Genomic DNA, 12063 nt, shown 5'->3' with positions numbered 1-12063 from the left:
CGGTCTTTACACTCTCCATACACGAGGTCTTTCGATGCTGTTAGGAAGACCCATTTGATTTCTGGCGTTGAGGCGTGCCAGAGTCCCGGAAATCCGTCCGGTTCAGCCCATAAGGAATCCATTTAAAGGGAAAAGAAGACCATGGATCTATTTCGCAAGAAATCTGTGGATCAACTCGTCTCCGAGTCGACCCCGCTCAAGCGAACAATGAAAACTTTTGACCTTACCATGTTGGGCATCGGCGCCATCATCGGCACCGGCATCTTCGTGCTCACCGGTAAGGGCGCTCTCACCGCAGGCCCGGCACTGTGCATCTCCTTTCTGTTGGCGGCCATCTGCTGTGGTTTTGCCGGCCTGTGCTATGCGGAATTCGCCGCGATGGCACCGGTCTCCGGTTCCGCCTACTCGTATGCGTATCTCGCGTTCGGCGAACTGATCGCTTTCGTGATCGGCTGGGATCTGATTCTGGAATATGCGTTGCAGGCAGCCACCGTCTCCGCCGGCTGGTCCGGTTATTTCAACAAGCTGCTGGAAGGCTTCGGACTGCATCTGCCGGTCGAGCTGACCGCCGCCTACGGTACCACGCCGGGAGTCACCACCTACTTCAATCTGCCGGGCTTCGTGATCGTGCTCGTCATCACATGGCTGCTGTCGATCGGCATCAACCAGACGAAGAAGGCCAATGACATCATGGTGTTGATCAAACTGGCCATCATCGTACTGTTCATCGTGTGCACCGTCTGGTATGTGAACCCCGCCAACTGGAAGCCGTTCTCCCCCTACGGCATCTACACGTTCCAGCCGGGTTCGACGCAGCCATACGGCATCGTGCCGGCCGCATCGATTGTGTTCTTCAGCTTCATCGGCTTCGACGCGGTGTCATCCTCCGCCGAGGAGACCATCAATCCGAACAAGACGCTGCCGCGCGGCATTCTCATCTCGTTGGCGCTGTCGACCGTGCTGTACATCATCATGACGCTCATCATGACCGGCGTGGTACCGTACAAGGAATTCGCGAAGTTCATCGACGCACCGGTCGCAGGCGTGATTCTCGAAACGGGTCTCAACTGGCTGGCATTCATCGTGAACCTGGGCGCGTTGCTCGGCATGACCACCGTGATGCTGGTCCAGTTGTACGGCCAGTCCCGTATCTGCTACGCCATGAGCCGTGACGGCCTGTTCCCGAAGTTCTTCGGCGAAGTGCACCCGAAGTATCGCACCCCGTTCAAGGGTACTTGGTTCTTCGGCATTCTGACGGCTGTCGCCGGCGGTTTCATCAACATCAACGTACTGTTCGAACTGGTGAACATCGGCACGCTGTCCGCGTTCATCATCGTATCGGCGGGCATTCTGTGGATGCGCAAGACCCAGCCGGATGCGCACCGTGGATTCAGGGCTCCCGGCGTACCGTTCACGCCGATTCTGGCCATCGTGTTCTGCTTCGTGCTGATTCTCGGCCTCAACTGGGAAACCTGGGTGCGTTTCGCCGTGTGGTTCGGACTCGGCCTGATTGTGTACTTCGCGTATAGCCGCAAGCGTTCCAAGCTGAACGAACCGGGCCTGTTCTAAATAAAAAAAATGCTCCCCGATGGGGAGCATTTTTTTATCACCACTCGTGGCGCTGATAGGCGATACGTGTGGTATCGGTGGATCGATCCAGCAGCTGGATCAGACCACAGCGCGCGAATCCATTGGATTCGAAGATGTGCTGCATGGCCTTGTTGTTCGGATGCGTATCCGCACGCACGTTGCCGTAATGTTCAAGGGCCCAATTGATGCAGTCCTTGGCGGCACCTTTACCGAGCCCGGACGAGGCGATGCGGTGGATGGTCACATATGGGTCGTCATCCAACCAGGCACCGTCAATGTTCACATAGGTCGGATCAATGCCTAGGCACAGGGCGAATTGGGCGAGCACACGCTCCTTGCCGTCAACGGTGTCGACCAGCAGTATGGTACGCTGCATCTCGATGTCCTCACGAACCACTTCCTCGCGCGGGAATGTGCTGCCCCATTGCGTGGGATTACCGTTGGCGGCCATGAGTTCACGCGCATGCCGGTAAATCTCCAACATGATCGGAAGATCAGCCATCGTGGCGCGGCGGAAGCGCCGTTCAGGAATGGTCTCGCTCACCTGTTCACCTCTGATTCGTTCTCTCGTATTCCGAGCGTCAAAAATACCATGCTCACTGCACAGGCCGCACACATCCAGCTATCTGCCTTATAGATGGCAGATACCTAGGGCAAATTGCCACTTAGGGGGTATCTTTCCCGGGCTTTTCGCCTGATATGCGACGAATACGTGCCATCTATAAGGCAGATAGCCTTCTCATACCAGCTTGCGCTCAAACGGATCAGAGCTGATGCCCTTGGAGAGAATGTCTCTGCACCATTCCTTCGCCGTGAACAGGCTGTGATCGCGATAATTGCCACAACTTTCGATGGTGGTGGCCGGCACATCATCCCAAGTGGCTTCGAAAGCGATGAATTCCAGCGCCTCCTTCAGAGCCTTGGCCACATCCTCGGTGGAGTGTTCGCCCCAGGTCAGCAGATGGAAGCCAGTACGGCATCCGAAGGGCGAGCAGTCGATGTAGCCCGGAATGCGTTCGCGCAACAGTACCGCGATGGTGTGTTCGATGGTGTGCAATCCGCCGGTGGGGATGGCGTTCTCGTTCGGCTGCACCAAACGCAGGTCATAGTTGGACACCACGTCGCCGTTCGGTCCTTTTTCGGTATCGATGTAACGCACATACGGCGCCTTCACCTTGGTGTGGTCCAATTGGAAGCTTTCCACGACCGGCTTGTCGTCTGCCATTGCTGTTGTCCTTTCCTGCGAACTGTCCCGCATAAGCGATGTTCGTTCCTACTGTTGTCGTTTCATGGGGCGCAGTCAACCGAAGCGTCATGCGTTTTGCCGATAACGCGCTGCAATCCGGCGGAAAGGCCACGCTCAGCCGGCATTGATCGAACGGATCAGATTCATGAACCGCTCGCCATACAGTCTGAGCTTGTTGTCGCCCACGCCATTGACGGCCAGGAATTGCGCATTGGTGACCGGGCGTATCCGTGCCATGTCGCGCAACGTCCTGTCGGAAAACACGATGTACGGCGGTTTGCCGATTTCGCGTGCGATGTCGAGGCGCAGTTCGCGTAGCCTCTGGAACAACGCCTCGGCATCATCATCGGGAATATAGGAGCCAACCGCCGTGGAGCTTATCTCATCGCCTGCCTCATAAGACGTTCCATGTGCCGCTCCTCCACGTTTCGTGGGGCTTGTGCGCTCGATTTTCTTGATTTCGTAATGGAATCCCGGTGCGACCGTCTCCGCCGCGCGCGTTCCGAATTTCACGATCGGCAGACGTCCTTCTGAGATGAACAGAAATCCGTCGGTTGCCATCTGACTGAGCACATCACGTATGCGCGCCTCCGACACACCTTCGAGCATACCGAACGTAGGCATGCTCTCCGGATTGAGATAGCTCAGATCCTGCGCTTTCGAACCACGCAGAATCTTGACGATCTTGCCCATACCGACGTTCTGATTCACATCGTGCACGCATCGGCTGATGGCTCGTGCCGTTTCGGTGACGTCCACGGTTTCGAAGGTGTGCTCGCAGTTGGTGCAGCCACCTGCGCACTTGCCGTCAGACGTGCCGCCGACCGTATCGTTCTCGCCGAAATAACGGGTCATATAGATATGCAGGCAGTCGGTGGTACGGCAGTATCCGACCATGGCGTCGAGCAGACGGCGCTTGGCCCTACGTACGACTTCTTGCTCGTCGGGCGTCAGTCGTTCGTTCTCATAGTCAGAGTCAAGCAGTCGACGACGCGTAACGATGTCGGATTCGTTCCACAGTAGCGTGCAGCGGCTGGGTTCGCCGTCACGGCCGGCACGGCCCGCCTCCTGATAGTAGGCTTCAATGGATTCAGGCATGTTGTGGTGGATCACGTAGCGCACATTCGATTTGTCGATGCCCATGCCGAATGCGTTGGTGGCCACGACCACAGGCACACGGTCAGTCACGAAGTCGCGTTGCGCCCGCTCACGCACGTCCGGGGACATGCCGCCATGATAGGCGACCGCGATGGGACCCGCCTGCCCCGGATCGGCACCGTCCGCCGCGCGCAATTCCGCCACGGCATGGTTGAGCGAGGCCGCGAGCGCCTCCGTTTCCTTGCGTGTCGCGCAGTAGACGATGCCGGATTCGTCGGCATGTTCGGCAACGTATTTTGCCACCCAGAAGGCTTTATGCCTAGTTTCCAGCTTGATGACGTCGAAATACAGGTTCGGTCGGTCGAAGCCGGTGACGGTCACATCCGGGTCGCGCAATCCCAGCATGGAGACGATGTCGTGACGTACACGTTCCGTTGCGGTCGCGGTGAATGCGGCTACGGTCGGACGTGCCGGCAGGTTTGCGATGAATTCGCCGATGCCGAGGTAGGACGAGCGGAAATCCTGTCCCCACTGGGATACGCAGTGTGCCTCATCGACGGCGACCAATGAGATTGGCGTACGGCTTGCGAAGTTGCGGAAACGTTCGGTTTCCAAACGTTCCGGGGCGACGTACAGCAGTTTGATGAAGCCTGCCGAGGCCTGTGCGAATACGGACGACTGTTCGTCCGGCGTTTGCGTGGTGTTGATGAACGCGGCCGGAATGCCGGCGTCGTTCAAGGCATCGACCTGATCGCGCATCAGCGAGATCAGCGGTGAGATGACGATGGCGACGCCCGGCAGGATTGTGGCTGGAATCTGGTAGCAGACGGACTTGCCCGCACCGGTCGGCATGACGCCGAGCACGTCGCGTCCGGCGATGATGGAGCCGACGATGCCGGATTGCCCGGGACGGAACGCTTCATAGCCGAAGTATTGTTTCAGTGCGTCCAGTGCCCGGGAATCCGTTATTGCCGTCATGCCCCTTAGTGTAGCAATCAGATTTGGCGGAACGCCTGCTCGAGGTCGGCGATCAGGTCGTCGGCGTCTTCGAGCCCGACGGACAGGCGAACCAGATTGGCAGGCACTTCAAGGGTGGTACCGGCCACGGAGGCGTGGGTCATGGCACCCGGATGTTCGATCAGCGATTCCACACCGCCCAGGGATTCGGCCAACGTGAACACTTCGGTGGCGCCAGCGAACTTCTTGGCCGCTTCGAAACCGGCCGCGATCTGCACGGAGATCATGCCGCCGAAGCCGCCGTGCATCTGACGTGCGGCGATCTCGTGTCCCGGATGGGATTCAAGACCCGGATACCATACACGTTCCACTTCCGGACGGGTTTCGAGCCACTGCGCCACCTTGAGCGCATTGCGGCTGTGCTGTTTGACACGCAAGTCAAGGGTCTTCAGGCCTCGGATGTCGAGCCAGGAGTCGAACGGGGACGGCACGGCACCGGCTGCGTTCTGCAGGAAGGCCACCTCGTCTCGGGTCTCCTTGTCGTTGAGAACCACGGCGCCGCCGACCACGTCGGAGTGGCCGCCGATGTACTTGGTGGTGGAGTAGACGACCACGTCGGCACCGTCGGCCAATGGATGCTGCAATACCGGCGAGGCGAACGTTGTCCACGACCACCTTGGTGCCGTGCGCATGCGCCACTGCGGAGGTGGCGGCGATGTCGGTGATGTTCAGCAACGGGTTGGAGGGGGTTTCGACCCAGATGTACTTGTACTGCTTCTTGCCCAGCGCGGCGGAGACGGCCGCAGTGTCGGTGATGTCGACCACATCGAGGCCGATGCCCCACGGCACGAACACCTTGGACAGCAATCGATAGGTGCCGCCGTACACGTCGTTGCCGAGCAGAATGTTGTCGCCCGGCCTGATGGTGGAACGCAGCAGTACATCGATGGCGGCCAGGCCCGAGGAGAAGCTCAGCGCATACCTGGCACCTTCCACTGCGGCGAGCTGCTCGTCGAAGGAGTTGCGGGTCGGGTTGACGGAACGGCTGTAATCGTAGCCTCCGCGTAGCCCGCCGACGCCGTCCTGCTTGAACGTGGAGGTCATGTAGATCGGCGTGACCACGGCTCCGGTGGTCGGGTCGGGTTCCTGTCCGGCGTGGATGGCACGGGTGGCGAGTGCGGTGGCGTTCAGGGCTGCGGTGTTGGTCGAGATGGTCATGATGGGAACTCCTTGGAAGTAGCGTATGGTCTGGGTTGAACGGATGATTGACATGATGATGGATGGCCGGTATTACAGGTACTGCTCGGCCAAGCTTGGTTTGGTGGTGCGTTCCACGATGTCGGCGAAGCCGTTGGCGCGCATCCAGTCGTCGTCGAAGATCTTCTCCATGTATCCACGACCGGAATCCGGCAATAGCACTACGACGGTCTGGCGCTCATCCAAATCGTGCTCGCGGGCGTACTTGATGGCTGCCACGACGGCCATGCCGGACGAGCCGCCGACCAGCAGGCCTTCCTCGCCTGCGAGTCGACGGGTCATTTCGAAGGCTTCGGCATCGTTCACCTGCACGATCTCGTCAGGCAGCCCACGGTCGAAGGCCTTGGGATAGAAGTCCTCGCCGACGCCTTCGATCTTGTACTGGTGCACGTCGTCGGGATTGGAATAGATGGAGCCTTCCGGATCGGCTCCGATGACCTGCACGGCTCCGTCGGAAACGTCCTTCAGGTATCGGCCGGTGCCGGAGATGGTGCCGCCGGTGCCGATGCCGGCCACGAAATGCGTGATTTTATGGTCGGTGGCCTGCCAGATTTCCGGGCCGGTGGTGTGGTAGTGGCTTTCCGGGCCGTTCGGATTGTCGTACTGGTTCGGGCGATAGCCGCCGGGAATCGCCTTGGCGAGGCGTTCGGCCACCTGATAATAGGAACGCGGGTCGTCCGGACCGGCGTCGGTGGGGGTCACGACCACTTCGGCCCCATAGGCGCGCAGTACGGCGCGCTTGGCTTCGGAGACCTTGTCGGGCAGGGTGAAGATGGTACGGTAACCGCGCTGCTGCGCCACCAGAGCCAGACCTACGCCGGTGTTGCCGGAGGTCGGTTCCACAATCACCCCGCCGGGCTTTAGTTCGCCGCTTCGCTCGGCCGCATCGATGATGCGTTCGGCGATGCGGTCCTTGGACGAACCGCCCGGATTGAAGTATTCGACCTTGACCGCGATGGTGGCCTTGATGCCGTCGGTCACATGGTTGAGTTTGACGAGCGGGGTGTTGCCGATGAGTTCGGCCAGGGAATCGTGGATGGTCATGGCGTTTCCTTTGTGCAGTGTGGTTTCGGGGGCTTTCGATATTCAAGCGTCGTGTTCGTTGTGTTCGAGAAGCTCGCGATGTCACGTGCAGTGTTGAAACGGGACTCGTTGTGATGTCGTATGTTCTTCGCTCGTCCGCACCGTACATGGTTATGGGATTCGTTGCGTTGCGCATGTTTTCCAACCGCGGCACTCATGCCGTCGGAAGAACGAAAGGCTGACGATTCACAACCGTCTGCAGCATGCAGACGCTGAAGAATGTCCTATCTCAAGTTATGCGTCGATGAACCGCGCGCCCCTCGGGCGGTTGGTCAGCGACAGCAACAACATGAGAAATTGAACATGGCTCAAACAATACCACACCCTCGGACATCGGCGTGTCACCCCCTGCGCAACACGGTCACCACCACACCGGCAACAGCTGCGACACGTGAACGCTCGACGCTTAACCGATTTCGCAAAGACCGGCATGAATGACCTTACCGATGAGCCCACCAACCTCTCCCCATCGTTTCCGCACAAACGGCATCTTGGACTTGACGCCGCCTTACAGGGTCGTCAGATACGCTTCTGATACGGTTCATCCGCTATGGTGCACAAGAGAAGGAACCCGCGTACTCGGGCATCAGGGGGGAACATGAATCCGACACACGTACGAAACCCATTCGCATGGGCATTCGCGTCCGCGGATTCAACGTACGTCATCGAATTGCGGCATCTGGCCGTCATCACCCTCATCATCGGGACATTGATGGCGCTGGTACTCCTGTACGTGCTGCATGAACGTCGCAACGCGCAACGCGCACTGCAGCACGAAATCGATCTGGCCATCAGCAAAACCATCACACTCGCCGGGCAGCCGCATGTCATCTTCAACTCACTGACCGCCATTGAGGAGCTATGCGATGAGGATCCCTCCAAGGCCCGCCGCATCATCGCCGACTTCTCCGCATATCTGCGTGGCAATCTGTCGGTATTCGGCAACGACCAGACCGTACCGCTCATCGACGAGGTCGCTTTCTGCAAGTCATACATCAAGTTGGAGCAACTCGATCCGACGGAAACCATCCACGTCGATTGGCGACTCGAGGAGCAAGCGTTCCGGATTCCTCCCATGTCCTTGCAGACGGTCATCGAATACATGCTGCTCTATGGCAGAACTTCCAAAAGCGGCCTTCATCTGACGGTCAGCTCATGGAAGGAACGGCAATACTGGTACGTACAGGTCATGTCCGACGCGCCATGCACCCGTCTGAAGGACGACCGGCAGGCGATCATCGATCTCAGCAACGTCCGCGAACGGATGCGGATGCTATGCGGCGGCGATCTGGTCGTACAACGGGATGCCGATCACGCAATGCTCATGTTGACCATCGCGCAACGGACGGGCCAGCCAAATCGCACCGGTTACAGCGAGGCTGCCCGAATCAGCTCACGGGTGTAGTCGCGCCGCGGAGCGTCCAGCACCTCACCGGTCAGGCCGCTCTCCTCCACCCGTCCGTCATGCAGTACCATGATGCGGTCGGCGATATGCCGTACCACGCCAAGATCATGCGAGACCATAATCAACGCCATGTCCGGCTCCGCCTGTCGAATTCGCCGGAAGGAATCAAGAATTCGGATTCTTGCGGCCACGTCAATGGCGCTCATCGGCTCGTCGGCAAGCAGAATCCGCGGATGATCCACGATGGCGCGCGCTATCGCCGCCCGTTGCGCCTGCCCGCCGGAAAGATCCATGGGAAAACGGTTGAGGAAATCCTTCGGATCCAAATCGACCATACGCAACGACTCGGCCACGCGGGCGCCCACGCGCTCGTCCGACCAGTCGGGATGATGCAGACGCAACGGCTCGGCGATGGAACGTTCAATACGCCAACGTGGGTCAAGGGAGCCGAACGGGTCCTGGAACACCAGACCAGACTGCCGGCGCAATCGTTCCGCGCCACCAACGATGCCAACCCCCTGATAGGTGATGTCGCCGCCATCCGAGGATTCCAGTCCGAGCAACACCCGCGTAAGCGTGGTTTTACCGGAACCGGAACCGCCGATCACCGCCAGGCACTCACCCGCATAGACATCGATATCGACACCGAACAACACCTGCCTGCGGTGCTTTCCCGAACCGAAATACCTGTCGATGCCACGCCCCTGCAACACGATGTCAGACACGATCGGACTCCTTCGTCGTAAGCGACAGTTCCCGAGCCGCCTCAACCAGCCGTATGGCCTGCCCGGTATGCGGCGAAGCCAGTAGATCCGCCGTTGCCCCCGATTCGATGATGCCGCCGCGCTCAAGCACATAGCATCGTGTGGTCGCATGATGCAATACCGCAAAATCATGCGTGATGAACAGCATGGAGGCTCCGGCATCGTCCACCAGCGAAGTCAACAAGCCGACGATCTGCCGCTGGGTGATGGAATCCAGCGCCGTGGTCGGCTCGTCCGCAATGATCAGATGAGGGGAGGAGACCAGCGCGGTCGCGATGCCGACGCGTTGCTGCTGGCCGCCGGACAGTTCATGCGGATATTTGCGCAACACATCCTCGTCAAGCCCCACCTTGGCAAGCATGACCCTGATGCGCTCCGCACGTTCCGCCGCCGTCAGATCGTAATGCAGATACAGGGGAAGGCCGATCTGCTGTGCCACGGTCATCACCGGATTCAGCGCCGCAGCCGGATTCTGGAACACCATGCCCACATAACGTCCACGCAAATCGGCGATATCGGCGTCGGTAGCGCCGACGATCCGCCTGCCACCCATTTCGATGGAGCCACTCACCTGCGCAGTGGCTGGCAGCAGCCCCATCATGGCCTTGGCAATCATGGATTTGCCGGAACCCGACGAGCCGATCAGTCCGACGCGCTCGCCGTCGGCGATATCCAGATCGACATGGCTGACGATCGCTTTGCCGCCGATGACGATGGTGAGATTGCGGATGGTTACGCTCATGCGACCTCCCTCAATGCCGGATTGACCAGCGGATCGATGGCGTCACGCAGGGCATCGCCGAACAGATTCAACGCTATGACCACAAGCGTCACGACCAGGCCCGGCCATACCACGGCCAACGGGTGGATGCTGATGAACCGCACGGATGTGGCAAGGGAATGTCCCCAGCTGGGGACGCCCGCGCCGACGCCGACGCCGAGATAGGTCAGGCCGGCCTCCGCGAGCAGCGAGGTTCCGGCGCTCATCGACAGCTGCACCGACAGTACCGGCAACGTGTTCGGCACAATATGCGTGAAGAACACGCGAATCGGGCCGGCTCCCGACCATATGGCCGATTCCACGTATGCCGAACGTGCGGCCAGCAGAGCGGAAGGTCTTAGGATTCGCGCCAGATTCAGCCCGTACGCGAATCCGCAGGCGGCGACGATCACCACCACGGACGCGCCGAACGGTACGGACAGAATCAGTGCGACGAGTACCGTCGGAATCGAAATCAACGCATCCACGACGACCACGGAAACCGATGAGAACGCGCCATGACGCGACACCATGGCGGCGACGAGCAGCAGGCCGAACGCGGCCGAGACCGCCACCGTAAGCACGGCGATCATGAGATTCGTACGAGAACCGGCCATCAGCCAGCTCAGTACGTCCGCACCCACACCATCGGTACCCAACAGGTGCGCAGAGGACGGCGAGCCCCATGTGTTGAAACCGTCGGTGGCCAACAGCGAATACGGCGTCCATGCCAATGAAATCGCCGACACCAGCAGCCACAGACCCATCACGATAAGCGCATAGCGGCCGCCCGCACGGTTCCACATGGATTGCAGCACGACTCGCAGGGCATGCATACGATCGTTCATGAAAGCACCTCACCCGAACCAATGGTCGCATTCTTCAGTCGCGGATCGAGCATGCGATGCAGCAGGTCGACCAGCAGTCCCAGAAACAGGAAAAACGCCGCCAGCAGGAACAGTTCGCTCTGCACCGCGGTCAGATCCCGATTGCCGACGTCGGTGACCAGCATCGAACCGAGGCCAGGAAGCGCGAACAGGTTCTCCACCACCATCACCCCGGTGACCATCTGCGCGAAGGTCAGGCCAATCACCGACACCAGCTGCGGAATCGCCAGACGCAAAGCCACACGCAACACGGCCTGCCTGCGTGTCATGCCGCACGCCATGGCCATGGCGACCGCCTGGGAGGAAGCCATGTCCCCCACCGCGGCACGCGTGTAACGCATAATCGAAGCACCTGCGGTAATGCCTGTGGCCAAAGCCGGCAAAACCAGCGCGGCCATCGCGCTCAGCGGAGCGGCCCATCCCGCGTCCGGGAATCCCTGCGAAGGCAGCAATCCCATCAGTCCAATGCCCTTCGAGAACAGCAGAATCAACAGCAAGCCGCCCCACAGCGCCGGAATCGCACCGGCTACGATCGCAGCCGCATGGAACACCCCGCGCAGCCGCACATTGCGGGTCAACACCGCCGCGCATCCGAGTGGCAGTCCGATCGCCAGCGCAATCAGCAGGCTCAGCACGATCAGCGGGAAGGTGACGGAAGCGCGCGAGGACACCTGTGCGGACACCGCCTTGCCGCTGACCACGGAAGTGCCGAGATCACCGTGCAGCAAGCCGAGCACCCAATCGCCATACTGCGCCGCATACGACTTATCCAGCCCCATCTGCGCGCGCAGCGACGTCAACCGTTCCGCCGTCGCATTGGTGCCGGCCACCACGGCCGCCACATCGCCCGGCAGGATTCGCAGCAGCGCAAACACCAGCAGCGATAACCCTACCAACGCCCCCACAAACAGCAGAAGCCGCTTACCGAGGAATCTCATGATATGTCTCTTTCACCATTTCAAATCGCAACGTGTCAGCGTCACGAACGGAAGGCCAGTATGCGCCACTCGTGGCCG

At 59.9% G+C, this 12063-nt stretch carries 10 protein-coding genes and 1 pseudogene; 2 read left to right on the top strand and 9 right to left on the bottom strand.

What is annotated here, in order from left to right:
- Positions 1-141: 141 nt before the first annotated feature.
- On the top strand, positions 142-1569 hold the full coding sequence (locus tag BBDE_RS03285; RefSeq protein ID WP_003836946.1) for an amino acid permease: 1428 nt from the start codon (positions 142-144) through the stop codon (positions 1567-1569).
- Between the two features lie 37 nt (positions 1570-1606).
- Here the strand turns inward: BBDE_RS03285 and BBDE_RS03280 are convergent, their stop codons facing one another.
- From BBDE_RS03280 to BBDE_RS03260, 5 genes and pseudogenes are all read right to left on the bottom strand, one after another.
- A complete protein-coding gene (locus BBDE_RS03280; protein WP_003836948.1) occupies positions 1607-2092 on the bottom strand; it encodes a GNAT family N-acetyltransferase in 486 nt (161 codons plus the stop codon).
- Positions 2093-2329: 237 nt separating this feature from the next.
- Positions 2330-2815, bottom strand: coding sequence for an S-ribosylhomocysteine lyase (locus BBDE_RS03275; protein WP_003836951.1), 486 nt, complete (start codon positions 2813-2815; stop codon positions 2330-2332).
- Between the two features lie 135 nt (positions 2816-2950).
- Positions 2951-4912: a DNA helicase RecQ gene (gene recQ, locus BBDE_RS03270; RefSeq protein WP_003836952.1), complete on the bottom strand. Its 1962-nt coding sequence runs from the start codon at positions 4910-4912 to the stop codon at positions 2951-2953.
- Between the two features lie 17 nt (positions 4913-4929).
- A pseudogene (locus BBDE_RS03265) lies at positions 4930-6109 on the bottom strand (cystathionine gamma-synthase).
- A 72-nt stretch (positions 6110-6181) separates the two neighbouring features.
- Positions 6182-7192, bottom strand: a complete 1011-nt coding sequence (locus tag BBDE_RS03260) for a cystathionine beta-synthase (RefSeq protein WP_003836955.1) — start codon at positions 7190-7192, stop codon at positions 6182-6184.
- A gap of 637 nt (positions 7193-7829) precedes the next feature.
- Here BBDE_RS03260 and BBDE_RS03255 point away from each other — a divergent pair.
- Positions 7830-8636: a histidine kinase gene (locus BBDE_RS03255; protein WP_003836959.1), complete on the top strand. Its 807-nt coding sequence runs from the start codon at positions 7830-7832 to the stop codon at positions 8634-8636.
- Here BBDE_RS03255 and BBDE_RS03250 read toward each other — a convergent pair.
- The 4 genes from BBDE_RS03250 to BBDE_RS03235 are packed head-to-tail and all read right to left on the bottom strand — an operon-like array spanning position 8600 to position 11985.
- Positions 8600-9361, bottom strand: a complete 762-nt coding sequence (locus BBDE_RS03250; RefSeq protein WP_003836962.1) for an ATP-binding cassette domain-containing protein — start codon at positions 9359-9361, stop codon at positions 8600-8602. The genes BBDE_RS03255 and BBDE_RS03250 overlap by 37 nt on opposite strands.
- Entirely contained in the window at positions 9354-10142 is a 789-nt protein-coding gene (locus BBDE_RS03245) for an ABC transporter ATP-binding protein (RefSeq protein WP_003836964.1), read from the bottom strand. The genes BBDE_RS03250 and BBDE_RS03245 overlap by 8 nt, the downstream gene beginning before the upstream one ends.
- The gene (locus BBDE_RS03240; RefSeq protein ID WP_003836966.1) at positions 10139-11008 is read right to left on the bottom strand and encodes an ABC transporter permease; all 870 of its coding nucleotides are present in this window, start codon (positions 11006-11008) and stop codon (positions 10139-10141) included. Before BBDE_RS03240 ends, BBDE_RS03245 begins: the two co-directional genes overlap by 4 nt.
- Positions 11005-11985, bottom strand: a complete 981-nt coding sequence (locus BBDE_RS03235; RefSeq protein ID WP_003836968.1) for an ABC transporter permease — start codon at positions 11983-11985, stop codon at positions 11005-11007. The genes BBDE_RS03240 and BBDE_RS03235 overlap by 4 nt, the downstream gene beginning before the upstream one ends.
- Positions 11986-12063 lie beyond the last annotated feature (78 nt).

Origin of the sequence: Bifidobacterium dentium JCM 1195 = DSM 20436 (assembly GCF_001042595.1) — a bacterium.
Taxonomy (GTDB): Bacteria; Actinomycetota; Actinomycetes; order Actinomycetales; family Bifidobacteriaceae; genus Bifidobacterium; species Bifidobacterium dentium.
This window is presented reverse-complemented; position numbering and strand designations above follow the sequence as displayed.